The organism is Pseudoalteromonas sp. 68 DY56-GL68, from assembly GCF_041414825.1.
Taxonomy (GTDB): Bacteria; Pseudomonadota; Gammaproteobacteria; order Enterobacterales; family Alteromonadaceae; genus Pseudoalteromonas.
On the sequence record NZ_JAOCZL010000021.1, the window covers coordinates 265,485 to 291,160 of the forward strand.

Sequence of the window (25,676 nt, forward strand, 5' to 3'; positions counted from 1 at the left end):
TATGCAAACATCTGTTTTTACACTTGCCTTTCTTTTATGTTGTCAAAACGCGCTTGCAAGTGTAGAAATGGACAATCCAACATCAAGCATAACTTCAGAAAATCAAACGCTCCGTGTTGTCTATCCTAAGACCATGCCGAATTTAGATGAAGACGTGCTTTATCCGCTCATTTTACTTCGCTCTGCTTTAGAGCATAGTGGTGTAAAGTTCACTCTAACTCCTTCTAAACATCTTCTAGGCCAAAGCCGCGTACTAAGACAAATAGAAGTTGGCGGAGAGATCAACGTCAACTGGACCATGACAACGATTGAACGAGAGCAACGATTATTCCCGTTAAGAGTGCCTTTGTTCAAAGGTTTATACGGATGGCGTTTACTTTTAACAACCCAATCGCAATTAAAACAGCTAGAGCAACTGCACACGTTAGATGATTTAAAAACAGTTTACTTCGTTCAAGGGCAAGACTGGCCAGATACAAAAATATTACGAGACAACGGATTCGTTGTATCTACCTCTTTAGATTATACGTCACTTTTTAACATGCTAAATAAAGGGCGAGGGCAATTGTTTCCTCGTTCAATTTTGGAAGTTGATATAGAAAAAGCAATGTTTGAAAATGATATGGAACTTGAAGTGTTACCACAACTCATGCTGAAATACCCAAGCCCAATATATTTCTTTTTTAATAAGAACAACACTGACATTGCTGATGCAGTGACTAAAGGTATTAAGATCATGCGTGAAAATGGTGAATTTGATCGCCTTTTTTATAAATATAATGGCGCAGCAATCAATAATGCCAGCATACACACTAAGACTATTATAGAATTAGAGAACAAAGATTTACCTCCATTAACCCCAGTAGACGATGCGTCTTTGTGGTTAACAATACAGACTGTGAATGAAAAATAAGATATTTATAATCGGTTTGCCACGCACAGGCACAACCAGCATATGCCATAGCTTTTTAGAGCTAGGATACAAAACTGCACACACTGCTTATACCCAACAATCAATTCACAGCGCAGAAGTAATTGCAGATACCCCTGTGTTCAATGAATATAAACTACTCGACAAGCACTTTGATAATTGTAGATTTATTAATTTAGAGCGTGAGCTAACTAAATGGTTGCCATCAATAAGACAACTACTTACAAGAATGCACACCAACTTAATGCGAGAAGATGGTGGCTTTAATACTCACCTTAAACGTTGTTACATAGATACTTTTGGCCGTTTTAATTTGTCCGATATTGAATCTGACGAATACCTAACACAGTGTTATAACCGCCACCAAAATCAAGTTTTTGAGTATTTTAGAGGGCGAGAGCACCAGCTCTTGTCTTTGGATGTTGCTGACGAGCAAAGTCCTAAACTACTTCAAAGCTTTCTTCAAACAGAGCAAACTATCACCTTTAAACCACTGAATATAGCGGGCAAAGTAACAGCTTGGAATGACATAAAACACCCTAAAAAAGTGGCCTCTACACGAAATGGGAAAATAGATAAGTCACTGGGTTACAATCACAAGATTTTATAACGTAAATACGCTAAAATCGCCGCCATTATTAGTTAAGTTGCTCACTATTATGTTTGAATTAAAATATCACACGCCATTTGAATGGACTGAAGGTGTTCTTGCAGACTTTGATACTTTCTTGCAAGACCATGCCGCAGCTGAAAAAAAAGCTTCGGGTATGGCTATGTCAATGCTATCTCATTATCCAGATCGTCGTAAGCTGGTTAAAGCTATGACTGATTTAGCTTTAGAAGAGATGATTCATTTTAAACAAGTACTCAAGCTTTTAATGGAACGTGATGTTTCATTAGGTAATGATCAAAAAGATCCTTATATTAAGAATATTCGCGCATTATTCAGAAATGGCCGTGATGAGTTTTTAATGGATCGTTTATTAGTCGCTGGCGTCATTGAAGCGCGAGGTCATGAACGCTTCTCTTTAGTTGCAGAGGCACTTCCTGCTGGTAAAGAAAAAGATTTTTATGTAGCAATCGCTAAGTCTGAAGAAAAACATAAAAACTTATTTGTAGAACTTGCATACGAATACTTTGACAAAGCAGAAGTGGATACAAGATTAGAAGAGATCCTCGTTGCTGAAGCAGAAATTTGTAAGCAAATTCCATTTACAGCTGCACTGCATTAACGTTGATAACGTATTAGGTTTTACCTGATACGTTAAACAACATTTAAAACAATAACTAAGTGTTTAAAGAATACTTAACCCACAACAAATTGATTAAATAAACAGCAAACATTCATCTTTCTCTCCTATAGTTAAAAGTAATTAACTGTGAGGATAGAAGCATGAAATGGATGATGACTCTCACTACGCTTTCATTAATAGGGATTGTAATCACAGGTAACTCGATTTACTCCGAGGTTAAACTCTTTAGCTCAAATGATAAGCCACGCGAAATAACCGCAAGTATGTATCGCTCACTCATATGGCATAGCGATATCTACAAAGATGAAGAGTTTTTGCAAGTCGCTAAAAGCTATTTCAGTGATGGTAAGATTGATACGCTTGAATATACAAAACTGACAAACCTAGCTAAGAAGAGCAGTGGACCTATAATCTATCTGCAGCAAACAAATGAGCAACTTTGGCACGCCCGCTATCAATATAAACAATACCTCGAAGAAAACGCAGTGACGAGACTTGCCACTTTACATTAAAAGGCTTTGTACTGATTAATTAAAGGTTCAAGCTCTACAATCGTTGGCTTCCCGCCAAGGTAGTTGGTATCTATATGGTAAGTGTTGCCAAGCCAATAGGCGCGTTGAGTTGTGTTATGACCATGAATAGATAAATCAACGCTCTGATTATCTTCAACAATCTTCTGTTTTGCTATTGTTCGTTCCCACAAAAGTGCAGACACAGCAAACTGTTTATTATTTGAAGGGACCAACCAATTCCAATTATGCGACACAGTGTGTGATAAACCTATTTTAACACCTTGATAATCTAACAAATATGAAAGAGGGCGTTTGCGTAAGTAATTGCAAACAAATTCAAGTTCATCATCACTTGCATCTATATGCCAGCGACCACCATTTTTAACCCATAACGAAAAGTAGGCTTCATCATGTGCCAATAATGATTCCAGCAACATATGCTCATGATTACCCAATGACATGTAAACACCCAACTCAATAAAGCGTTGAAGAAGCTTTACGCTATCATTACCTCTATCTATAACATCACCAAGCGAAAACAGTACATCGTGATTTTTATCAAAATTAACAGATTCAAGCGCTTGTTCAAATTTTGCTAAGTCAGCATCTAAATCGCCAATAACAAAGACCCGCTTGTTTTTATCTAACTCAAGTTTAATTTGCGTTTGGTTTTGTAATACAACTTTGCTATTAATCAGCTTCAAAGTTACACCTATTGTTTAAAATCACTTATAGGCTAACATAATTAGTTTTAAACTGTTAAAGCTATAGGTGTAAACAGAAAGAAGATAAAAAGCCGACCTTGGGTTGAAAGAAGCCGGCTATCAAATTTACAGTTCCTGAGATGAGGCAGTAAATGTACCGTCTCCATTGTTTAACCACAGTCTTGGTGAAGCTGAGGCGCTTTCAGAACTTGTTTCAATTAATTGAAGGTCGTTATTTAAGTATAAGTCTGGGTAGCCATCATTATTAATATCACCTACGCTGGCACCATGTGTAAAAGTATTTTCAATTCCTAAAGCCAATTCGGTTGTGTTTGTTAAACCACTTGCTGAATTCATTAATAGTAAGTTTTGATATCCACTAAATGGAGGAAAATCATAGCCATGATCAGCTACAAATAAGTCGTCGTTCCCATCTAAATCAAAGTCAGCCACTATCCATGCTCTTGCATGTTGTACCTTAGCAACTCCTTGTTCAAAAAGGTCATTTGCCTCTGTAAAGTTTCCATTACCATCATTAACCGCAATATAAACAGGTGTTGTTTGTGTATCATGATCTGCTACAACAGCGCCATTATAAATTGCTTCAGACATCACTAAATCTAAAAAGCCATCACGATTAACATCTAATAAAGCGCTGCCACCGCCAGCTGACAAAGGCACATCAGAATAGGTAATTCTAAAGCTAACATTACCCGCAGAGCTTTGATTGATGAAGCTTGGGATCATTCGTTCACCAAATGTAGGAGCCACTAGGTCAATTATGCTATCACCATTGAGGTCACCAGCTTCAACCCGCCACACTTCTTTAATTTCACTATTAACAATTCCACCAGAAGCTAGGTCGGTAAACTGTAAGGAGCTAGCACTGTATTGAGCACCATTGCTATCGTCAAATAGCTCAATACTGGTAGGTGAAAATAAACCTGTTCCATCGTTTAAATAGATTGTTCCACCAAAACATCCAGATTTACTCGTTTGAGTGACTTCGCATTGCGCTCCATTAGGATTTTGAGCAAGAATAAAATCATCAAAACCGTCTTGGTCTATATCAGCAACGATAACCTCTCCCCATCCAGTGAAGATTGACTCACTTATATTCGTCGTTGCGTCAGTAAATTGCCCAGAATCAGAACCTAAAAGTAAATGGAACTCTGACTCTGTGTAATCTTCATTAGTGTTAACTAAAATAACGTCACTGTACTCATCGTTGTTAGCATTAATCATTGCCATGTGAGGACTTGCTTTTATTTGTTGATTACTATTATTCAGTGCAATTGCGCCCTCAAGCTCTGTAAATTCGCCATTACCATCATTAAGCATTAAAAGAGGGTTTTCATAACCCGTATTACTATAAGCTGACACAATAATATCCATATTATTATCGCCATTAGCGTCAACAATCAGTGATGATAGTACTTTTTTTGGGACAGTCGTGTTGACAACCTGATCATTATTATCATCAGAAGTAGGGGGGCTGGCGTCTTCATTACTTGTGTTTGAATCCGAGCCCCCACCGCCACACGCTACTAGATATAAGGGCGTTACAATTACCATTAACTTTAGGAAGCTGTGTTTCATTAGTTTATCTCCATTTAATTTAATTAACTACTCTTAGCTACTCTCATGAAAATTTCCAGCGATACTACTAGTTGGTGCTTTAAGCTTAATTGCTAATAATAGCACAATCTTTTTTTCTTGCTTTTTGATTAAAAACTATACTCTCAATATCTTAATTAGTTAGAAATTCAACGTATTCATGACTTTTTTCAGTAGCAGTTAAAATAAAAGATGGAGACAATCTGATTTTATATCAGTAATCAATGCTTTTTGTTTTCGTATATACATTGAATGAGTTTTGGCGGATATTCCAATGCTCTTTATAGCTACCGGTAGTTAATAAGCAAAGTAGCTTTTTTGGTTGTTTAACCTATATTAGATTTTATATAAAGATTTAGAAATTCATTTCATTAAAATATAACTCGTTGCTATTTGAGCATCGTCTGGTTATTATCTAACCTCATTTTTTAGGAGTTACCGCCAATATGAACAACTAAACCTGTTATCCAATTTCATTCTATCTTTTTGGACCAACAGGGTTAGTAGGCGTTGCTCACTATCACTTCAAACGCTTAGTACCAATTCGCTTAATTAAGTAGTCTATTTTGTGGATTGGTATCACTGCCCCTGTAATACAGGAGGCACTATGCCACACCTTCAAGCTTTTAATTTATGTTATCAACATGGCAATGGCGATGTAGTGTTTAACGACCTTTCATTCTCACTCACAGCTAAAGTTACTGCCTTAGTCGGCAAAAATGGCTGTGGTAAATCTATATTAGCGTCAATACTCGCTAAGCAAAAAGAGCCTAGCTCTGGCACGGTTGTTTGCCATTCAACCCTTGGCTTTTATCAGCAGATGAATGATGTAAATCAGGCTGAAAACCAAACTATTGCAGAAGCTATTGGACTAGAGCCTGTATTAAATGCCCTTGATAAGATAAACCAAGGGCAAGTTACAGAACAAAATTTATCTTTACTTGAAGGCAATTGGGACTTACCAGAGCGCTTTAACGCAGAGCTTTTAAGGCTTGGCGTAAAAAGCAAAACCCCTAACTCCTTAAGCAAACATTTAAGCGGCGGCCAGCTTAGCCAATTAAAGCTTTGGGCACAGTTAAACTGCCTCAAGCCTGGCATTTTAATACTGGATGAGCCATCAAACCACTTAGATGCAAAAGGTAAAAGCTGGCTTATAAATCAAATACACAACTTTAAAGGGCAGCTATTACTGATAAGTCATGACCAAGAATTGTTAGAACAAGTCCATGAAGTTTGGGAGCTAACAACCCTTGGTTTAACACAATATGGCACGTGTTTTTCTGAGTACCAAACGCAAAAACAGCAACAAGTTGCTGCGCTTGAAAACAAGTTAAACCACGTTGTTAAACAGCAAACTAAACTCAAAGCAGCAGAGCAACTACAAAAGCAAAAAGCACAAAAGCGAGCAAACCAAGGTGCTAAACTTAGAAAGTCTGGCAGCCAACCCAAAAAGTTGATGGATACTAAAAAAGATAAAGCCAGCGCTAATTTGTCATCGCAAAGTAAAAACACCGCCAAGCGGGAAGGTGAACTCACTCGTAATGAACAAGAGCTTTCGAGCAAGCTTGAACAAACTAAAGCACAGCAATTTTACTTAGCGCAATCTGTTGAGATTAAACCCCACAAAGTACTTAGCTTGGAGGGCGTTCTATTAGCGCACGGCACACAAAAACCGCTTAATTTACAGGTATTCAGTGATGATAAAATTCATTTAACGGGCGCAAATGGTTCAGGAAAATCAATCTTACTTAAAACCCTAATATACGACATACCAGTAAAAGCAGGGCGGTTACATTGCAATCAAGCACTCTATTATTTAGACCAACATTTTACATTAATTAACGACGAGCTAACCCTGCTTAAAAACGTGATAACTTACTGTAAAAACCTAGATGAGAGCACCGCACGTACTCTACTTGCCAGTATTAGCTTTAGAAAAGATGCTGTTTTTAAACATGCCGCATTTTTAAGTGGTGGCGAGAAAATGAAGCTCGCCATGTGTATCGTCAGTAATATTGAAAGCACTGCATTTTTGTTATTCGATGAGCCCGATAACCACCTCGACCTTGAATCAAAACAGCTCTTGGCTCAGTCATTACAGGGTTATAAAGGCGGGTTTATACTCGTAAGCCATGATAAATACTTTGTAGAAAGCATCGGCTGTAGTAGGCAAATTGGTCTATAAAATAGTCATTTTGTAGGAATAAATCATAGTAATAAACTTTAAGCCATAACGGTTACTGGCTGTGAAAGCAAAATTGTTTTTATGTTTTTTGATATACATATAAGAAAGACATTTCAAATCTAGGTTCGTAAAAAGTCATCGTTGTGGACTTATTGGAATGAAGAAAGTTAGTTTGAACAGTTTACAAAGTAAAAAATGAACAGTTCATAAAAAGTTATGAAAATCATGAAAACCCAAATTAACCAAAAAAGGGGCTGAAAAACCTTAAAATCTAACGACTAATGAACCTGCTTATAAAGATAAACACAGTATTTAACATAATATAAATCGTAAGTGTACACCATGGTTTCAGCCCTTGCGGGTAGGGAATCTAAGAAAGTCAAGACCGTCAAAATGTCGGGGGTACTTTTCATTTAAGCGACACTTTTACGCCAAATTTCTGCATCAGCTTCATTTCCCTTCCTTTCTGCTTTGTAAGCCTCTAAAAGTGCCATAGTTTCAAGGGGTTCAGGGTGTTCACCAACTAAAAGCAGTTTAAGTGCTGTAAGGTCAGAAAACTCAGCGTTTTTGGTTCTAACTGTGCTAAGCGTTTGTTTTGGTATACCTGTCAACTTGCTAACCATATAGTCAGAGTCAACATCTGCAACGCTTTTAAACCAATCTAATAGTTCAAGTGAAGTTCTTATTTCCATACGTTTTCTGTCCGTCTTGGCGTGTCGGTAAATTTGATTATAGTCGTAGTCAATGGCTATTGCATCAGTCCGACGACATTGACTTAGTACGACGCTAGTGACTAATATCACTCCCGAATCAGTCATGCGGCTGTTTCGCGATCTTGGCGGTTCGCTGGCGGTTGCTGTTTACAAAAACTTTGAAACAGTAACCGCCTAAACATTAGCCAAGACTGAACACAATAAAAATATAACCGCCAAGATAATGGACAGATATAGATGATTGATGCACCTAACAATATTTTAAGCCTCTCTACAGTTTTCGATACTAAGATTAACGTAAACCTTGAGTATAAATTCGTTCACTCAACGGGTGGTGTTACAGCGTTTTTTGATACGCTTACTTTTGATGATGAACTTGAGTTGATCAATTGCTACAAGCAAATGATGGGTACTCACGTTAACTGTGGTTGTTTTCAGTTATTACCTAATGAATTTGTAAAGCTTAAGAAACACGCTGAAGCCCTCGATTTATTAACCTAAACCAGCTTATTGCTGGTTTTTGTGTTTTTAGCTAAAGCCATTGAGGTGGCTTTACCTAAGAATACACTCGTTAAATAACGGTTATGGGCTTTAGTACTTGAATTGGATCATAGAGTTTTGTGGTTTGAGTGCTCCGTAATCGTGAGGTTTGAGTGACCTAATAGGGTTATCACGGGAACAATACCAACAGCCCTACATGTACGAAGCGATAGCGGCAACGGCTAGGACAGGCGCCCAACTGGGGTAATACAAGGTTCGCAACCTTGCGCATAATCACCGTTAGGAATACGGCCAACGCTATGAGAGTGAGCATGGGTATCAGGGGTGCATAGGTTGAAAGCACTTGAATAGTCACTCTTGCGGTTAGTTTACCAAGACAAGCCGCCATCCGAAGCAAAGGCTTACCAGTGCGCACTGAGCAAGTGTGTACTGGTAAGCCCCTTAATGCGACTTTGGATGCAGCGCCTACATTGCAATTAGCACAAGTACCGATTCAGTTCGGTTAATCTTGTAGCGGTTTGTAAGGGGCTTGCTGCACCCGAAGCGCAGCGAGGGGCAGCAAGGATATAAGAGTCTCCAGCCCTTTTAGGGCGCGCATTATAAACAGGAGAATAGCCCCGCAGGGGCCAACATTATTCTGGGTCACAACGGCTCTTTGTTGTGGCCCATACAACCCCAAGGGCGTAAGTGAGGAGCAAGGCCCTGCAAGGGCAACATTATCGCGCCCGAAGGGCGCAAAAAAAGCCGAACTAGTTTATTAAACAAAACAAGAAAACTTATAGGGCGGTGCGGTATGTGTGTCAACAAGCCCCAGAGGGGCTTTTGTCCACATATCCACGGCTGATTGTATTGTGTGTTAAGTGTGTCAATAAAGCCCGCAGGGGTTTTTGTCCACTTATCCACAAATTTCGTTTTTTGCGGCTTTCAGGCCGATTTAGATAAAAAGGTACTTAAGTGATAGAGAAAGTTAACGAGCAAATCAACAAGGTTGAAGTGGCCGCACTGGTGACTAAGCGCGCAAGTATGCTGCAAGCCAAAACTGCTGCAGTAAATTTGGGTGATGAAACGTTGGTTCTATTAAAAATGATGGTTGCACTCTGCGGGGAACTGAAGCAAGAGAGTCAGAAGGCCGCTAAAGAACTTGATGAGTTAAAGCAGTTAATTAGGGGGGCGCATGAGTGATTGGGTTCAAACCAATGATGGGATCATGGTTGCCTGCGGTTTAGCCGTTGGTCTGGTTGCTTGGGTGGCTATGTGGCTGTGTGTTATCAAATTGTGTTCGCATGTAGTTCCAAGCGAAGAAAGTGAAAAAGGGGTTAGTGATGAAACTACCAAGTAAAACAGTACCGGCACCTGATGGCGGGACGCACCCGCTTCGTACAAGTAGAAACCCAATATTAGGCGTTTACTTACATCATTGCGGCTCTGTGGCCAGTGTTCACCAGCCAAAAGGAAAACGTAAAAATACCCGTTACCTTATTTGTGAGGAATGTGGTACCGACCAATGCGCAGGGAAAGAATATCAACAAAAAATACTGGATAACATGCAGCCGAATATTGAAGCCTTGCAAAAAATCTGTGACGTACAAGGTGAATTACCTGTGAAAACTCACGAAGAAAATACACCTGACGCGCCCAGTGTAATAGATGAAATTAAGGCTATAGGTTTAGAGTGCGGTTTAGAGGTGGGTGGTGAAACGGGTGAGCCGCTTAAGCCGATAGATACCGCAGAAATAGCGGTTTACAGCCAAACGCAAGCCGAACCGTTAACCGAAAAACTAGCCGAAGAAAACGCACCTGCTGTACCGCTGAATACCGCTAAAACAGTGGTTCAAACCGAAACAACAACCTCAGTTGATCAAGCTAAGCCTGACAATGCAAAACGTGTTGGCTTGTTTGCCATCATCGGCGCGGGTGTTGGCGCATTACTAGCAATTTAAAAGGGTAAATCATGACAGACAAAAACAACGAACAACATGCCGAGCAAGCAGCATTAAACGATGAGTTTAAACCCTCTATTGAGGATGAAATAAACCGTGAAGCTGAGGTGTTGGCTATGGCAAAGACATTAGGCTTAGATGATGGCGATTTTGACCCTAAAGCTGCGGGGGTTCAAGATGAAACCCCTCTTACAAAAGAAGAAAAAGAAGCCCAGCAACGAACTGAGCTAGTAAATGAGCTTAAGAGTGAAGCGGGTTCTTTGTTCGCTGCGTCTAAGTTTGTAGGTAGCTTAGAGTTTATGTTTAAGAAGTTCGGGCATCATAAGTTCGCAATTGCTGCCGATGAAAAACAAGAAACGATTGAAGCGATTAAACCCGCCATACAGAAGTATAGCGGCTCGTTAGTGTCTATGATGGGTGACTATGAAGCTGAGGTAATGGCTGCTATTGCTGTTGGCTCTCTCACTTACGGCTCTATAAACCAAATTAAAGCGCTTAAGGCAATGGATAAAGAAAAAGTCGTTAATTCGAATGAAAACCCCGAAGCGGATGAGCAGCAAGCACAACATAGTGAGCCTATGCAGCCAGAAGCCGCACCAGAACAACCAAAGGCCGCTTAATCATGGATTTATCACCTATCAACCCTAATGATGCTCTAAACATTACTCATGCGCTTTATGCGGGCGCTACGGGGTCGGGTAAATCGACAGCAACCCGTAAAATGGGGCTTATCAAGCCCATTGATCAAGTTGTTTTTTGGGATTTGTACGGCCAATACAAAGGCAAAGAGTTTTTAGGTCGTCAGGTTCGCACCTATTCAAGCCTAAAAGGCTTTTTAATGGCGCTACATGCTGGCCGTAAAACCAAGCAAGGTTTTAAAATAGCATTTACACCTACTAACCCACCAAAAGACAAAAGCAGTATTCGTAAGCTGTTTTTAAAAGTGTGTGCCATCGTCTGGGGGATGGGAAACGGTAAGCACCCAAAAACATTGCACTTCATTGCAGAAGAAATTAACCGCGTAACGATTACTGCGGGTGATGAAGATTCGATTTATGGCGAGTTATTAGAAGCAGCTCGTAAATTCAATATCATGGTTCATTCTATTAGCCAGCGCTTAGCGCCGATACCAAACACGGTGATTTCTATGTCTGGTTATAAATGGATAGGTTGCCAAAACTTGATTAGTGATGTCGAGCGCGTAGCGAAAGAACTGCAAGTTAAACCTGCCGATATCATGGCTCTAAACAAGCTCGAATATTATTTTAAGAGTGAGGGCTTTGGTAATGTAAAAAAAGGAAAACTCCGCTTTTAAAACCATTCTCCGAGTCAAAAACCGCTTAATTGCGGTTTTTTTTCATCTAAATAAACCTAATAGGTTAACCCTCAATTACCCCCATTGACCCAAGCCGAAACGGTAGCGTTTACTAAAAACCACTCAAGCAAACAACGCAACTATGAGCGCAAATGTGAACAAACAAATGATAGTCGGCGCAGGCGCAGCGGTTGCTGCGTTTGCAGCAGTAAAACTTATTAAACACTTTTTTTAAACAGTAAAAGCGAGAGCAAACAAAATGAAACTGACCAAAAGTAACTACATGGTAATTGGTATTTGCACACTGATTGCGGTGGGTGTTGTGTGGGCATCAAACAACGTTGATGCAGTAGAAGATGTAATTGGTTAATTGGCGCTTGCCAGTTAAACAACGATTAAATAACTAACGCAGGACGTTAAAACATGAATGAAACAAGTATTTCAGCAGCAATTGCGCTGATGATGGGTGTAATGCAGCCAACAATGATCCAACTCGAAGGGGCGACAGGCGTTGCATACGGCGAAGAAGCGACCATAAAAATGCAAGCGGGTCTTGTTTATCACGCTATTGAGATTGAAACAAATTTAAAAGAAGTGCCAACGATTGAAAAAATCACCGTCGATATTGATGGTTCGCCAGTTGTCTATTCGTCTAACGTAATGTTGGACGTCCTTGATAAGGCCTATCAAAAGCACCAAGAAACAGGCCGTTTTGTTTTAGATTTATCTAAATTTGAATACCGCACGGCGGAAGGTGTTTATCAAACGCAATTGGTAACAGAGCTAACCGATACGGTGAGCCTGCAAATTAAATTTAAAGGCAAAGGTGCAACCGATCCAGATGTGCCAACACTTAAAGCAAAAGCATGGGTAACAGACCGTAAACCAACTGGCCGAATTTATGTGCCTACTCGTTACGAAGCAACGCAATACAGTGCAGCTGGCGGCGAACATACGTGGGCGTTTCCTAACGGCAGTGCAACAGAGCAAGTGCAACGCATGGTTTTTGCTGAAAATGAAGTCACAATTTCAGAGATTCGCGTTAAACGTGGCTCTAAGGTTATTCACCGCGTTACACGCAGTGACTTAGATTACAGCTTGCAGCGTATGGCGGGTGTTGCACCACAGGCGGGGTATTGCATCTTAGATTTCACTGCACTGGGCTTTGGTAAAGAAGGTGCGTTTAACACGCTTGATTTGAACTTTGAATTTATCGTGAGCGGTAAAGGCGCAATCAAAACCCACATTCAAGGCTTTAAGCAAGTAAAACCTAAGCCGACACGCCAGCAGCTAGCACAACTCGCTGTTCAGAAGTTAGAACTTCAAGCAGCGGCTTAAGGAGGGTTTATGTCTTGGTGGGATTCACTGGTTGAGACGGTTGTTGATGTTGGCAGCGATTTATACGATGGCGCAAGCACCGTTATTGGTGATCAATACGAGCACTACCAAAAAACAATCAACTCTGATAACGCAAAAAACGTAGATAACCTGAAAGAAAATGAGCCATTAAAAGGCAATAAGGTTGATGGCACAACTACGGTTGCTGTTACAAATGATGGCCAGCAAACAGGCACACCCGTTGTAACTAATCAGATTATTGCGGGGGTAGACAATAAAGTGTTGTTTATTGGTGGTGCAATTGTCGCGATATTACTGCTTAAAAAGTAAGGGGGAATTATGCCTTTACTCTTAGCCTTCGCGGCAGGCGGTGTAGGTGGCCTAGCGCTCAACTCACTGCTAGATAACACACTAAAAATTGGCTTGGTGGCAGGCGGTGGATACATCGCCTACCAAGTTTATAAAGGAGGTCGCTAATGGTTGGTTTAGGTGCATTAGGTGGAATGGGGGCAGGCGCTTTAGGGGCAATGAACCCAATGAGTGCTTTAGGTGGTGGTATGACGGGCGGCGGCAGTAGCGCAACCAGCGGTGACCAAGGCTTTGATTCAAACGCGACTTTTGGCGGTTTGAATTATGGCGGTACAGGCGTTAACCCGTGGCTAATCGCTGGTTTAGCTGGCCTTGCCCTCGTTTACATGCTGAAAAAATAACATGCAACCAGTTAGTTTTAAGATAGCGAAAAAGACCCTTGCTCCCGCTTTAAAGGGTGGTGCAGGGGCTATTAAGCGTGAAATTAAGCAAGGGGGTGCGAGTGTTTACCAGTCGAGCAATAAGAACATTTATGCCGTTGTTCGCCCAGAAGGGCAAGAGCTTGTTTTTGTTGCAGTGGCGGGCGTTAACTTAGCAAGTGTCGTTAATGAGTTTGTACTATTCGCAAAACAACGCGGTTTTAGCTCAATTCGTTACCACACTAGAAACCCTCACTTTTTGGCCAAAGGCGTCAAAGCGTTAGCCATCAAGCCGCAATTAATCGAAGTTCGCAAGGCCGTATTTGGCAATGACGAATATATCTACAGGGTAAAATTATGAAAATATTAACGAAGAAAGGCGCGCATAAACTAAAGCGCCGTCGAGTTAATCGCGCAGTTCGCCGCGCTCGCCGTGATGCAATCGGCGGTAATGTGAGCAGACCCCCAACATTTCGCCTAACACGCTAGGAGATTGCCATGGGGGGTAAATCTAAAACTAGTCAGTCTACGAGCAACCAGCAAACCACCAACAACATTGTTAATGATGGTGATTACGCGGGCGTAGGCGGCAACGTTATTCATGATGAATCATCAAATGATAACAGCGTTGATAACTCCCAAGAGTGGGAAATTGATATCGATAACTCGCAAGAGTGGGATATAGATAACAGCGTTGAAAATGACGGTGATTTTGCAGGCAATAGCGGCAATATTAACGTGCTTGATGGTGGGGCAATTGGTGATGCGTTCGACTTTGCAAGTGATGTTGCTGGCGGTGCATTAAGCTTTGGTGAAAAGGTCGTTGATGCAAATAAGGACGTGAGCAAAGCGGCCATCGATGCAGCAAATAAAGCTGCTGAAACTGCCGCTAAAACCGCCGCTGATGCAATCAAAGAGAATGGCCGAGTTGTTGACTCATCATTAGATTTTGCAGGGGAGGCCGTAGAGCGCGTAAGTGATACAGCAAACACAGCAATTAATGAAGTCGGTGATTTTGGCCGTTCAACAATTGATAGTTTTAGTGAGTTTAGCGTTGATGCGGTGACCGAGTTGTCAGACAGCTTACGCAGCACAACACAGACGCAACTAAACAACTCAGCGCAAACAGTTGCTCAAATTGCACAGTCAGCGAGCGAAGATAAAAGCATTATTTCAGAGCTTGCTCGAAATACAGCGTTACAAGGTCAAGACATTGTCGCTAAGCAATCAGGTGAGATGGTCAAGTACATGGCGTTAGCGCTGGGGGTTATTGGTATTGCTGTCATTGTTACATCATTAAGTAGGGGGCGAAATGCCTAAAATCACACTGGGGGCGGGGCAGGAGCGCCCCATCATCACATCGGGTAAATACCTGTCAATTGTTAATGCAAACTTACCGTTTATTGTGTCGGGCGGTTTTGGTGAATTGGTTGGTGAAGTTAACCGAAATTTTGAGCTTGAAGAATATCGCGACGTAACGTTTAAAAACGTAAGTGAACACACTGTTGAGCTTGAATACGAAGTATCAAACATCAAAGTCAGTACGGGTGGTAAAGGGTCGGTATCAATCTCTAATGCGGTTGAAGTGACGCGCATTCGTGAATCGATACAAGTTGATGCAAACGCAACGGTAGAAAACGGCAAGATGGCACTATTGCCTGCTAATAACTTTGAGTCATTAGCAAGTAATAAAACGGTGTTAGCGGTTGGCCAAACGCTCGAAGTATTTCCGGCGCGTGATGCTGAAAACCGAAACGTGTTAATCCAGGTAATAACTGACACACCTAATTTTACGGCGGTTCGGGTTGGTACAAGTGCGACTAATGTTGGTACGGGGATATTTTTATCAGGCAATAAAAATGCCCCCGCTTCACGTGAATTTGAAAACATGGCTACGTCAATTTTCGTAAAGAACGAAAGTGACGAACCAGTAACATTAGCGGGGGGTGAGCAATGGCGGGCGTAAATAATCAACCAAATTTAAAGCCATTAATTGATGAACAAACAGAAGCTCAGAAGCTTGATTTTTCGTGGCTCAAAAGCGTTGCAGCTGCGAACCGAACCAAGCTTGACCAAACGTTAGAAAACTTGGCCGCAGCAAATCAGGGAATTGATACGACACAACAAGCGATTGCTAACGCTAAAGCTGAAACAATACAAGCGGTAATAGATAAACAAGCGCTTACGGATGCGGCAATAACAGCAGCAAAAAATGCTATCAATAGCCATTTTGATACAAAGGTTGCTGCGCTTCAAAAGAGCGTGAACGCACTTAAAAATAGCGGTTTGTCTTTGATCACAGCAACAAGTAGACAAACGCTTTACGCTGGTGCTGACTTGAACCTTGATGAAATAGTGAATTTTTATTCGTATTACCACAAAGGTGCTATTTACGAGGGTTCAAGCAAAAACGTTGTTGTGGCAGATGTTCAGGGGAACGGTGTTTTTACAGGCTTCCAAACCCATGAAAGCGGCTCAGGTGGTGAAGTGCAAGTCATTATCGAAATAGACGATGAAGACCCAATTGTTTTTACACAAACACTGATTGGTAATAGAAGCCTCGTATTAGGTGCATTCGATGTATTCGCAGCTGGCTCAACTGTTCTACGAGAAGCGATATTTCCTACGCGAAGTACTGTCGCTAAAAAGTGCGGCATTCCGTTTAACAGCTCCTTGAGAGTGACAATTAACACTATCTCAGGGATGACGGAATCTACATCAAATGTATACACAAGACGCGCAGCGTTTTATCTATTAAATGGGGCTTAATATGCAACTTATCAATTTAAACAACTTAGGCGCTGAGCCTGTAATTGGTGATTTAGTGATGTACGTTCACGCTAAAGATGAAGCGGGTAACCCAACCATTTACGAAATCAAGCGCTATTATCCAGAGCAAGAGGAAGTGACAGGTGAACAAGTATAATTTACTTGTCACCCTCTGCACCATAGGGGTTATTTATATGCTAACTAAAAAACAACAAAGCGAGTTGCCGCCGAACGTGCGAAATAACAATCCGCTAAATATTCGTATCGGTAATGATTGGGAAGGTGAGCGAGAGCGCGACATAGAGAAAGGGTATGAGGAATTTATCAGCCCTGCGTTTGGGTTTCGTGCTGCTTACAAGCTACTGATGACGTATAAGCACAAACACGGCTTATACACATTACACGACATCATCAACCGTTGGGCACCGGCGAACGGCGAGCATGATGGGCAAACTTACGTTAATCACACAGAAAACTACATTAACTACGTGAGTAATCGGATTGGCTTAAATCGTTATGATGAAGTACCAGCGTATCTTTACCCTGAACTTATGCTTGCAATGTCAGATTTTGAGGGTGCAAAAGGTGCATTTAATCTTAATCAAGCGCGTGAAGGGGTCGCATTAGCAGCATGAATACTAAGTGGCTATTAACAACCGCAGCGGGTGCCATACTTGGCGCGCTCGTTGTTTATCAGGTAAAGAAACACACCAAGGGAATTTTAGACGATGAGTAAAGCGAACGCGTTTTTTAAATTCCTTAGAGGTATTTTTGCGCCCCTAACTACAGCAATTGATTACTACGGCCAAATTAAAAAAGCTGAAAAAGACCGTGATTTAGCGGTCATTAATAATCAAGCTCGCTTAGCACAATCAACGACTGATAATAATCATGATTGGGAAATGCAAAGCATACGTGATAAAGACAAAACGCTTAGGTTCTTTAGTTACTCCATGTTTACCGCCCCAATATTGATTACTGTCATATCACCAGAGCAGGGCGACGCCATCTTCAAAAACCTTGAAAATGTGCCGCCGTGGTTGGTGCAAACGTGGGTTGCCATTAATGGCGCTGTGTGGGGTATTGCAAGCTTAAAAAATGTAGTGCCTCAGTTTATCGGACAATTTAGGCGGGCTAAAAATGGATAACTTAAACCTAGGCTTAAAAGACTTTGTTTTTATCATTATGCAAATAGTGTTAATTACAACAGTCGTAGTCACTAACAAAATACACATAGGGTATTTGCGCCGACAAAACGAAGGGTTAAAAGAGTGCATCAAGGAGATGCAAAAAATAATCACCGAGTTACGCGTGAAGGTCGGTATTTAATGAATACTGTAAAATGGGCTCTAATTATTGGCGCTGGTTATTTTATTTACCGTAAAATGGCCGCGCCACTTGAAGCATTTGATAAAACCGTCAATACACTTACTCGGCCAGTTGCCCAAGCACTTGCAGAAGTGCAATTTCTCGTTAATGGCAGTCATTACATTAAAAGCCCAAATAGTGAGTTTTATTTAAACTCTGATAAGCTAGATAGTAATTACAAAGTCATTGATAAGGTTTGGTTAAAAGCCATATACCTAAAACACGATGATAACGGCGATTTAATAGAGGAAATTTTCGACCCATACTTAAGGCTAAAACCTAAATATTATCCGCTTTTAAATGGCTTGGTCGATGCTACAACAGTTAATTCACTAAAATAAAAAAGGCTCATTATGTACCACAATCGAAGAACTATCGTTAAAAAGCCTGTCCTGCAGGATGAATATAAAAACGCATTTGAAAATGGAAAACTAAAAAAAGGGTTTCGGTATATCAAAGGCGGGGACATCGTCACCCCAGACGGAACGACAATAAAAAAGGCCGCTTAATCGCGGCCTTTTTTGGGAAATTTTAAGAGTTGGGTGTAATCAATAAATAGATTAAAATTTCATCTAACAGTCGGTTGTGAGCGAGCAGGGGAGTCCGGTCAAACACGTTTTTGGACAAAAACGTGTTTGAGTATTTATTCGGTAACGCTTTGTTAAGAGGAAATAAAATAGTTGGCTAAAACTACAGGGAACGAGCAAAAGCCAGCTGTTTTATGTCCGTTTAAGCAACTTATTATAACTGTTTATCCGCCCTGATTTTTTCTTTTAAAGCTTCGATTAATTTAGAACCTTTAGCGGTTTTATTTGTACCTCCAAGTTCACGGTACAAATCATAAGTCGTAGCTAACGCATAATTAAACATAGCATCTTTTAAATCATCAGGTTTTAGTTTTGACAACTGATTACTTCTTGGGTACAAGCTTTGAGTCATCAAACAACTTACTGTATACAATATATAAAATTTAATATCTGCTATTTCTGTTGTTGTATAGTCTTTGTCTTTTTTCAACTTCTCTTCAATTCTCCGACCTAAAAGGGCTACTAAATAGTATGACTGTAGATCATTATTTTTATGAAATAGTTTAGAATATGATTCATCATCTTCTAGCAACGTTGAAGGTCGAGCCCTTGCAAAATTGGGTTTTTGCATTAAAACTGAAATTAGACATTGGGACATGAAAGGTACACTAATAATTTCTTTAGGTTTCTTGCCTTCATTTTTATAAAAGTTCTTTCTTCTGTCATAGAAAAGACCTCTTGGTTTTAAAAAATCTTCTATTTGACGGTGTACTTGATCTGTTGCTCTAAGTGATGATTTTGGAATTGGAGTTTGACTATTAGTCGCTCGAATTATTCTGTCGCGAGTCTCTTCGCTCTCCGGAACAATGATTCGAACAAGCACATCTCGATTTTCATCAGCTATCTTATCTTGGTGTAAATTATAAAATCGATGTATTTCAGAAGATGTTTGCAAACCGTTTACAATCTCAGGGTTATGAACAACTAACTCTTTTCCTCCAGGGGCAGCAACTTCACTAGCTAAAATAGTAACGCCGTTATTTAACCACCAGAACTCTTCATTGCCAGGGTTTTCAAGTGTGTCTTGTATTTCATTATTTACATTCGTTTTGCCTTGATAGTCTCTAACATTTGATTCGAATATATGTCGAATCAACTTTCCATCGTCATCAGTAATGAAGTTAAAGTAATCTGCCAAGTTTGTTAGAGCAATAAATACTTGTTCAGACGTTGATAGTGGAGTTTCTGATATCTTTAAACGAAATACATCATTAGGTCTTTCTTGCGCCATTTTTACTAACTTTTCAGCACCAAGAAATATAACCTTAGCTTCAGCAGCAGGTAACTTACCTACGATATCCTTCTCTAAGTCTTTGGCTTGTTTCTCTACATTTGGATGTAACTCAACTCCTTTGGATACATAATAAACACTAATTTTTAACTTTGGTTTCTTGGTAATAAGTCCAACATAAGTATTTTTAAATAATTCAAATGCAGCTAATATTTTTTCATTATATTGTCCAGAAAATTCGAAAGCATCAAAGTCCAAATCGAAAAGGCTTCTACATAATCTAGATAATTTTAAAAGCGGATCTTCAGAAAAACAATTTTCATATTTTGATTGAATTAATACAAATTCAATATCTACATTTTTCTTATATTTATCAGAAAGATTTTCATCTTCTTTTACTAGCTCACCATTTACAAATAAATAAAGTGAATCAGCACCGCCATCATGGCTCTGTCCTGCAATACCAGAATTTATTTCGTCATAGCTTAATTCATTCTCCTTCAAAACTTGGAGCGCAGAGTAGAACTCAAAGAAGTCACTTAAAGGAATATTTTCCTCAAAATTTTCCATTTCTTGTTTAATTATTGCATCAAGCAATATTTGGTTATTTTTAGACATCGATTTCCCTTGAGTTGAAGATGTTATATTTAATTTGATTTTCCGCCAGTTCTGAACTCACCACACCAATAAATCGTAAGGTACTTGCATTAGTGGTGAATGCGCATAAATTCTTAGACAGCGAATCTTTATTCATGATTTATAGCAAAATGTAAATAGCGTTTCTAGCTCGTTAAGCAATTTCTTCTAACCCATTTTAGGGCAAGGAAGAGTTAAAGCCAAACGTCCAAAATAGCACAATAGAAAAAAACCGCGCTATCAAAAGCGCGGCAAGGCCTAAGCAGTTTTTTTGTCACCGTATTTTAAAACAATATCCTTGAGGGCTAGTTGATCGCCCATTTTAATTAAGTCATTACCAATTGTTTTGAGGGTTTCACTGGCTTGGACTAAATCATGTAAGTGGGCTATTTGCTGTTTAAGGGATTCGGTTTCAGACTCGTTGTAACGTATCGAACGCTGTAAGAAATCAATTTTATTGATAGTGCTAGGTTCGTAGCGTTTACCGCGAGGCGTCCACAAATATCCATCCCGACATATGAAAAAACCATCCCAAGACCTATGAAACGTAAAACTCCCATTAATACGTGACTCAAGCATTGCAATCGCGCGTGGGCAAGGGTTGTTTGTTGAAATCCAGCGTTCAAGTGTGCGTTCAGACTTAATTAACAAAAAATCCATAGCTGCGCGGCGATCAAGTTTGCCGAAATTCATAAATCCAGCTCTAAATAGCAGTTGTTTAAAATCAGTCATTTCCATTTAAATCCATTGACGTTGTTATGTTGTTGCGTCTGCGCGGAGGAATGTTTGATGATTTTTTTAGATTGATAATTATATTTTCAATTAGTTTTATAGATTGATAGCCAAAAATAGAAAACTTATAAAAACGGAGCGTAGAATACAGATTTAAAACGAACGAGGAAACACCGACAATATGACAGAAAATACAGTATTTAACATAATATAAATTATAGGAATTTAAGTATCTATATATAGTCATACCTATCCTCTATGTATACTAAGTCCAATACTAGACGGTATCGGACATTAAGGAGGTGTTTTATCATATTATTCATTTTATTAGTATCTGTTTCTTGAGCTTACTTATCTCATGACTTATATTAAAACTATCAACTTGAGATGTAACGATAAGATGTAACAATATGGAATTTGTGAAGCCGTTGGAACCTATTTTGATAATTGATGATATGCAAGACATCAGAGATTATCTAAACCAAATTTTGACTGGTCTTGGCTTTGAAGATATTTTAGAAAGTCGAGATTTTGAATCAGCTAAAACTGTTATCGAAGAAAAGTCACCGAATGTTATCTTTCTTGATATTGAGCTACCCAATACTGATGGTACGGAAATTTTTGAATACTTAAACGACCATCATCCACATACACATGTTGTTATGTGCTCTGGCCATAACAGTCTTGAGAATGTTCAAAATACTTGGGAACTTGGTGCTAAAGGTTTTATCGCCAAACCATTCAACGCAAAAAAAGTCGACTCTGTTATGAAACGTCTAGAATTGATGGAAACCATAACAAATTAAGTAGTTTATGAATTCGACAATCCAACTCATTATAGATGACCTATCAACGATTATTTTTGGTAAGCAACAACAAATCAAACTCGCCCTTACGTGTTTATTTAGTGAAGGCCACCTGTTAATTGAAGATTTACCAGGCATGGGAAAAACCACGTTATCTCATGCACTTGCCGCAGTGCTTGGCTTGTCGTATCAACGTATACAATTTACCAGTGACTTATTACCTTCTGACATTCTTGGTACTAACATCTTTGATGCTAAAGAACATAGTTTTTCATTTCATCAAGGTCCTGTATTTAGCCAAGTTGTTTTAGGCGATGAAATTAACCGTGCAGGTCCTAAAACACAAAGTGCACTGTTAGAAGCAATGGAAGAAAAACAAGTAACGGTAGATTCGGTTAAACACGCCCTACCATCACCATTTTTTGTGATTGCTACGCAAAATCCTGTGCATCAATCTGGCACTTATCCGTTACCAGAATCACAATTAGACCGCTTTTTCATGCGTATTAGTTTAGGCTTTCCTGATAAACACGCTGAGAAAAACCTCATTTTAGGCTTAAACAATCGTAATTATGATGACTTGCCTGTTCGCATTAATCCTGAGCAACTTGCTGTTATTCAAAAAGAAATTAATACGGTAACGGTAAGCAACGCAGTGGTTGATTATATCCTTGAGCTCGTTGCGTTTACTCGCCAAGATAATCATTTTGTAAACCCACTATCTCCAAGAGCCAGTATTGCGCTTGCCCGCGCTGCGAAGTCATGGGCGTATATTGAAGGTCGTGATTTTGTAATGCCTGAAGATGTACAAGCGGTTTTTCCAAGTGTGACTGATCACAGACTTGGTTTAAACGCGGGTGACAGTGGCTATGCACTTAAACATGTGCCTGTAAGCTTATAAAACATGTTTAAGCGCTCTGCTTTTGTTAATCAATTTCGTCGTTTCGTTTTTAATAAGTTATTAAAAAACAAGCATAAAACTAACGAAATTGAACTCCAACATAAAACCATTTATGTATTACCTTCAAAACTCGGTGGGCAGTTTTTACTGATTGCACTACTTAATTTTGTAATGGGCATTAACTATCAAAACAACCTGATTTTAGCCATGGCGTATTTAATGGTGGTGGTTTTGGTGTTTGCGATACTCACTGGCTATAAAAATGTGCGAGGTTTGTCGGTTAAATACCAGTCAGTAAACGAAAGTTATGCGCCAGAAACTCCTCTTGCGCGTTTTCAAGTACAAGCACAATCACACTGTGAACTTATAAAATTCGTTAATGACAACCTTGAATCTGAAACTGTGTCACTACAAAATAAAGAGAAAAAGACCGTTGAAATAGCACTTAAATACAGTGAACGTGGTGCTTATGACTTTGATAGAGTTAAAATTATTAGTCACTTTCCATTTGGTTTAGTGTCTGTGTGGAGTTACATAGAGCCAACAGAAACGGTGTATGTTTACCCACAGCCTATCGCTTCTGAAAAGCTTGATACTCAGCTCCATGACAATGACGAACACGACGGCGATAACGCACAAGTTAAAGCGGGTAATGATGACTTTCATCAACTTACCCCTTTTGTGCAAGGTACAGCGCTTAATAAGGTATCGTGGAAACACTACGCTAAAACTCAGCAGCTATTAACGAAAGAGTTTACCAGTGATGCATCACAGGAATTAGCGCTTAATTTCAATATGTTAACTGGCAATAACGAACAACGTTTAAGCCAATTATGCTTTTTGGTAAACCAATTAACCGGTCAACACATGGCTTTTTCGTTAACCTTGCCCAAGAAATACATTGCTAAAGGCCAAGGGATCAATCATCAAAAAGCCTGCCTGCAAGCATTAGCGGAGTTTTAATTATGAATACGCCGCTTATAAATACTGTTTTATCACTGCTGTTTATTGTTATCAGTGGTTTTTTGTTTACTGAAGTACCTACTCCATTTTTAGCCATATTAGCTGGCTTAAGCTTTTTAAACCTGTTTTTAGGTAAGTTTTATAAAAAACTAAATGGATTGGTGGCAAATATTTTGGCTGCAGTTAGCTTAATTGCTTTATTTGTTCTGGTTGGTGTGAGCGATACGGTAAAGTTGTTTGTATCCATGATGCTACTTGCTAGCAACTTTAAATTGTTACAAGCGAAAACCGTTAAACAGTTTCAAACTGTGTGTTTACTGGTGTTTTTTAACCTTTCAACGGTGTATTTGTTTCATCAAGGGTTATTTGAAACCTTGGTAGTCAGTGTACTTTATATTGTTAACTTCGCGGTACTTGGCTATTTAACTAGCCCGCAAAGCTTTAAGGCCGCTAACAAACAAAGTGTTAAAACCATTCTACTGGCCTTACCCATAGCAGCATTTTTGATTTTGTTTTTACCCAAACTACCTGCATTTTGGCAGCTACCGGGGCCCAAGCTTGCTAAAACGGGTTTATCAGAACAAGTTAACCCCTTTTCTATTGCGAAATTAGCTGAGTCAGATGACTTGGTTTTTCGGGTAGAACAACAGCCAGGGCAAGTCCTACAAGCCCCCTATTACTGGCGAAGCCTTATTCATGATGAATTTAATGGTAGTGACTGGTTAATATCGGACATTTTAAAATCTCAACAATTTAACCCAATTCGCCGTACAATTACTCAAAGTAATAGCGTTAATTATCAGGTTATTGCAGAGCCCTCATCTTCAAATTGGCTATTTGCCCTTGGCTTTGCACAAAGTACTAATTCAGATGTGCACTCAACCTACAATGGCTTGTTAAAACGTAAAGGTAACTTAAACAAAAACATTAAATACGCGGTAACCAGCAGTGAGGCTATGCTGAGCCTGAATGCCTTTGAAAAACGCATTTATACCCGCTTACCGAACACAACCAATCCACAAACAACAGCATTGGCTAAAGAGTTGGCTGCTAAGCATGAAAATGCGCAAGGTTACTTTAACGCGCTACTTGATTACTTTAATCAGCAGCAGTTTGCTTACACATTAACACCTACGCCAATGTATGGTGATAATACGTTAGACCAGTTTGTGTTTGATACCAAACGTGGTTTTTGTGGACATTATGCCAGCACGGCTGCATTTATGTTTCGTGTCGCTGGTTACCCTGCCCGTGTTGTGTCTGGATATTTAGGGGGTGAACAAACTAAAGCCGCTACGCTTAACATTTACCAATATGATGCGCATGCATGGGTTGAAGTGTTCTTCGACCAAAAATGGCACATATTCGATGCAACCTCTGTTGTTGCCCCAGAGCGTTTAAATGGTTCACTATCACAACTGGGGGATTTAAACGAAAGCTTTAACGACAATCTTAACTTTGGTCTAAAGCGCTGGAGCCATTTTAAAGCTATAAACTGGCTTAGAATTCACCTTGAAGAGCTCGACTATAAATGGACTAACTGGGTGCTTACGTTTGACCAAGAATCACAACAAAGTTTATTTGACTCACTGTTTGGTAATAAATCAGCATGGCTTACGCCATTAGTTGTGTTAGGTACTTTATTACTGAGCTTTACTGGCTATTTTTTATATAGTAAGCGCCCAGTTCGAAGTAGCGAACCATTGGTTGATGACATCACTAAGCTTTATCAGTGGTCTAAAAAGCAAGGGTTTGAGCCTTTTGAAACCAACACACCACTACAAAATATCGCTTTGATCAGACAGCAAAAGCCTGTGTTGGAGCCTTATTTAAACGAGTTTGAGCAAATAATCGTCGAAGTACGCTATCAACAACAATCATATACTCAAAATCGCAAAAACCGTGTGCGAGTTCTGTTAAACTCTCTCAAAACAGCCAAATAGAGA

General features: G+C 39.7%; 34 protein-coding genes. 29 read left to right on the top strand and 5 right to left on the bottom strand.

Going from position 1 to position 25,676, the window contains the following annotated elements:
* Position 1: 1 nt before the first annotated feature.
* The 4 genes from NYF15_RS15620 to NYF15_RS15635 all read left to right on the top strand — a co-directional run bounded on the left by NYF15_RS15620 (position 2) and on the right by NYF15_RS15635 (position 2,696).
* Positions 2-913 (top strand): transporter substrate-binding domain-containing protein, encoded by a 912-nt coding sequence (locus NYF15_RS15620; RefSeq protein WP_237118555.1) that lies wholly within the window; start codon positions 2-4, stop codon positions 911-913.
* On the top strand, positions 903-1,541 hold the full coding sequence (locus NYF15_RS15625; protein ID WP_371354038.1) for a sulfotransferase: 639 nt from the start codon (positions 903-905) through the stop codon (positions 1,539-1,541). Before NYF15_RS15620 ends, NYF15_RS15625 begins: the two co-directional genes overlap by 11 nt.
* Positions 1,542-1,590: 49 nt before the next feature.
* Positions 1,591-2,163: a tRNA-(ms[2]io[6]A)-hydroxylase gene (locus tag NYF15_RS15630; RefSeq protein ID WP_062569088.1), complete on the top strand. Its 573-nt coding sequence runs from the start codon at positions 1,591-1,593 to the stop codon at positions 2,161-2,163.
* Positions 2,164-2,324: 161 nt separating this feature from the next.
* Entirely contained in the window at positions 2,325-2,696 is a 372-nt protein-coding gene (locus tag NYF15_RS15635) for a hypothetical protein (protein WP_130149888.1), read from the top strand.
* On the opposite strand, the gene NYF15_RS15640 is transcribed toward NYF15_RS15635, so the two are convergent.
* Both NYF15_RS15640 and NYF15_RS15645 read right to left on the bottom strand, forming a co-directional pair.
* A complete protein-coding gene (locus NYF15_RS15640) occupies positions 2,693-3,400 on the bottom strand; it encodes a metallophosphoesterase (protein ID WP_371354039.1) in 708 nt (235 codons plus the stop codon). The genes NYF15_RS15635 and NYF15_RS15640 overlap by 4 nt on opposite strands.
* 126 nt (positions 3,401-3,526) lie before the next feature.
* Positions 3,527-4,999 (bottom strand): FG-GAP repeat domain-containing protein, encoded by a 1,473-nt coding sequence (locus tag NYF15_RS15645; RefSeq protein WP_371354040.1) that lies wholly within the window; start codon positions 4,997-4,999, stop codon positions 3,527-3,529.
* Between the two features lie 625 nt (positions 5,000-5,624).
* Between NYF15_RS15645 and NYF15_RS15650 the strand changes: the two genes are divergently transcribed.
* Positions 5,625-7,202, top strand: a complete 1,578-nt coding sequence (locus tag NYF15_RS15650) for an ATP-binding cassette domain-containing protein (RefSeq protein WP_371354041.1) — start codon at positions 5,625-5,627, stop codon at positions 7,200-7,202.
* A gap of 413 nt (positions 7,203-7,615) precedes the next feature.
* Here the strand turns inward: NYF15_RS15650 and NYF15_RS15655 are convergent, their stop codons facing one another.
* The gene (locus NYF15_RS15655) at positions 7,616-8,020 is read right to left on the bottom strand and encodes a hypothetical protein (RefSeq protein ID WP_371354042.1); all 405 of its coding nucleotides are present in this window, start codon (positions 8,018-8,020) and stop codon (positions 7,616-7,618) included.
* Between the two features lie 132 nt (positions 8,021-8,152).
* On the opposite strand from NYF15_RS15655, the gene NYF15_RS15660 reads away from it, so the two are divergent.
* From NYF15_RS15660 to NYF15_RS15755, 20 genes are all read left to right on the top strand, one after another.
* A complete protein-coding gene (locus NYF15_RS15660; RefSeq protein ID WP_371354043.1) occupies positions 8,153-8,416 on the top strand; it encodes a hypothetical protein in 264 nt (87 codons plus the stop codon).
* Positions 8,417-9,370: 954 nt separating this feature from the next.
* Entirely contained in the window at positions 9,371-9,598 is a 228-nt protein-coding gene (locus NYF15_RS15665) for a hypothetical protein (protein ID WP_371354044.1), read from the top strand.
* Entirely contained in the window at positions 9,591-9,755 is a 165-nt protein-coding gene (locus NYF15_RS15670) for a hypothetical protein (RefSeq protein WP_371354045.1), read from the top strand. The genes NYF15_RS15665 and NYF15_RS15670 overlap by 8 nt, the downstream gene beginning before the upstream one ends.
* Complete coding sequence (locus NYF15_RS15675; RefSeq protein WP_371354046.1) at positions 9,739-10,356, top strand: hypothetical protein; 618 nt, start codon at positions 9,739-9,741, stop codon at positions 10,354-10,356. The genes NYF15_RS15670 and NYF15_RS15675 overlap by 17 nt, the downstream gene beginning before the upstream one ends.
* Before the next feature lie 11 nt (positions 10,357-10,367).
* A complete protein-coding gene (locus NYF15_RS15680) occupies positions 10,368-10,976 on the top strand; it encodes a hypothetical protein (protein ID WP_371354047.1) in 609 nt (202 codons plus the stop codon).
* A 2-nt stretch (positions 10,977-10,978) separates the two neighbouring features.
* Positions 10,979-11,671 (top strand): hypothetical protein, encoded by a 693-nt coding sequence (locus NYF15_RS15685; RefSeq protein WP_371354048.1) that lies wholly within the window; start codon positions 10,979-10,981, stop codon positions 11,669-11,671.
* A gap of 423 nt (positions 11,672-12,094) precedes the next feature.
* Positions 12,095-13,009, top strand: a complete 915-nt coding sequence (locus NYF15_RS15690) for a major capsid protein P2 (protein WP_371354049.1) — start codon at positions 12,095-12,097, stop codon at positions 13,007-13,009.
* 9 nt (positions 13,010-13,018) lie between these two features.
* Entirely contained in the window at positions 13,019-13,339 is a 321-nt protein-coding gene (locus NYF15_RS15695) for a hypothetical protein (protein ID WP_371354050.1), read from the top strand.
* Between the two features lie 9 nt (positions 13,340-13,348).
* Positions 13,349-13,486 (top strand): hypothetical protein, encoded by a 138-nt coding sequence (locus NYF15_RS15700; RefSeq protein ID WP_371354051.1) that lies wholly within the window; start codon positions 13,349-13,351, stop codon positions 13,484-13,486.
* Complete coding sequence (locus NYF15_RS15705) at positions 13,486-13,719, top strand: hypothetical protein (protein ID WP_371354052.1); 234 nt, start codon at positions 13,486-13,488, stop codon at positions 13,717-13,719. Before NYF15_RS15700 ends, NYF15_RS15705 begins: the two co-directional genes overlap by 1 nt.
* Position 13,720: 1 nt before the next feature.
* On the top strand, positions 13,721-14,098 hold the full coding sequence (locus NYF15_RS15710; protein ID WP_371354053.1) for a hypothetical protein: 378 nt from the start codon (positions 13,721-13,723) through the stop codon (positions 14,096-14,098).
* Positions 14,095-14,226: a hypothetical protein gene (locus tag NYF15_RS15715; RefSeq protein WP_371354054.1), complete on the top strand. Its 132-nt coding sequence runs from the start codon at positions 14,095-14,097 to the stop codon at positions 14,224-14,226. Before NYF15_RS15710 ends, NYF15_RS15715 begins: the two co-directional genes overlap by 4 nt.
* Before the next feature lie 9 nt (positions 14,227-14,235).
* Entirely contained in the window at positions 14,236-15,057 is an 822-nt protein-coding gene (locus NYF15_RS15720) for a hypothetical protein (protein ID WP_371354055.1), read from the top strand.
* Entirely contained in the window at positions 15,050-15,703 is a 654-nt protein-coding gene (locus NYF15_RS15725; RefSeq protein WP_371354056.1) for a hypothetical protein, read from the top strand. The genes NYF15_RS15720 and NYF15_RS15725 overlap by 8 nt, the downstream gene beginning before the upstream one ends.
* Entirely contained in the window at positions 15,691-16,506 is an 816-nt protein-coding gene (locus NYF15_RS15730; RefSeq protein WP_371354057.1) for a hypothetical protein, read from the top strand. The genes NYF15_RS15725 and NYF15_RS15730 overlap by 13 nt, the downstream gene beginning before the upstream one ends.
* Position 16,507: 1 nt before the next feature.
* Positions 16,508-16,663: a hypothetical protein gene (locus NYF15_RS15735; protein WP_371354058.1), complete on the top strand. Its 156-nt coding sequence runs from the start codon at positions 16,508-16,510 to the stop codon at positions 16,661-16,663.
* A 37-nt stretch (positions 16,664-16,700) separates the two neighbouring features.
* Positions 16,701-17,141 (top strand): hypothetical protein, encoded by a 441-nt coding sequence (locus tag NYF15_RS15740; protein WP_371354059.1) that lies wholly within the window; start codon positions 16,701-16,703, stop codon positions 17,139-17,141.
* 93 nt (positions 17,142-17,234) lie between these two features.
* Positions 17,235-17,654, top strand: coding sequence for a hypothetical protein (locus NYF15_RS15745; RefSeq protein WP_371354060.1), 420 nt, complete (start codon positions 17,235-17,237; stop codon positions 17,652-17,654).
* Positions 17,647-17,835, top strand: coding sequence for a hypothetical protein (locus NYF15_RS15750; protein WP_371354061.1), 189 nt, complete (start codon positions 17,647-17,649; stop codon positions 17,833-17,835). The genes NYF15_RS15745 and NYF15_RS15750 overlap by 8 nt, the downstream gene beginning before the upstream one ends.
* Positions 17,835-18,215 carry a hypothetical protein gene (locus tag NYF15_RS15755; RefSeq protein WP_371354062.1) on the top strand — a complete coding sequence of 127 codons (381 nt, stop codon included), beginning with the start codon at positions 17,835-17,837 and terminating at the stop codon, positions 18,213-18,215. The genes NYF15_RS15750 and NYF15_RS15755 overlap by 1 nt, the downstream gene beginning before the upstream one ends.
* Before the next feature lie 400 nt (positions 18,216-18,615).
* Here NYF15_RS15755 and NYF15_RS15760 read toward each other — a convergent pair whose 3' ends face one another.
* Together NYF15_RS15760 and NYF15_RS15765 are read right to left on the bottom strand one after the other, a co-directional pair.
* Positions 18,616-20,310, bottom strand: coding sequence for an AIPR family protein (locus NYF15_RS15760; protein WP_371354063.1), 1,695 nt, complete (start codon positions 20,308-20,310; stop codon positions 18,616-18,618).
* A gap of 276 nt (positions 20,311-20,586) precedes the next feature.
* Complete coding sequence (locus NYF15_RS15765) at positions 20,587-21,066, bottom strand: DUF3653 domain-containing protein (protein ID WP_371354064.1); 480 nt, start codon at positions 21,064-21,066, stop codon at positions 20,587-20,589.
* Positions 21,067-21,470: 404 nt separating this feature from the next.
* Between NYF15_RS15765 and NYF15_RS15770 the strand changes: the two genes are divergently transcribed.
* Genes NYF15_RS15770 through NYF15_RS15785 form a run of 4 tightly spaced genes read left to right on the top strand, consistent with a single transcriptional unit; the run spans position 21,471 to position 25,673 of the window.
* Positions 21,471-21,866 (top strand): response regulator, encoded by a 396-nt coding sequence (locus NYF15_RS15770; RefSeq protein WP_237118559.1) that lies wholly within the window; start codon positions 21,471-21,473, stop codon positions 21,864-21,866.
* Between the two features lie 7 nt (positions 21,867-21,873).
* On the top strand, positions 21,874-22,767 hold the full coding sequence (locus NYF15_RS15775) for a MoxR family ATPase (RefSeq protein WP_237118560.1): 894 nt from the start codon (positions 21,874-21,876) through the stop codon (positions 22,765-22,767).
* 3 nt (positions 22,768-22,770) lie between these two features.
* Positions 22,771-23,730 (top strand): DUF58 domain-containing protein, encoded by a 960-nt coding sequence (locus NYF15_RS15780; protein WP_237118561.1) that lies wholly within the window; start codon positions 22,771-22,773, stop codon positions 23,728-23,730.
* Positions 23,731-23,732: 2 nt separating this feature from the next.
* Positions 23,733-25,673 (top strand): transglutaminaseTgpA domain-containing protein, encoded by a 1,941-nt coding sequence (locus NYF15_RS15785; protein ID WP_371354065.1) that lies wholly within the window; start codon positions 23,733-23,735, stop codon positions 25,671-25,673.
* Positions 25,674-25,676: the final 3 nt, after the last annotated feature.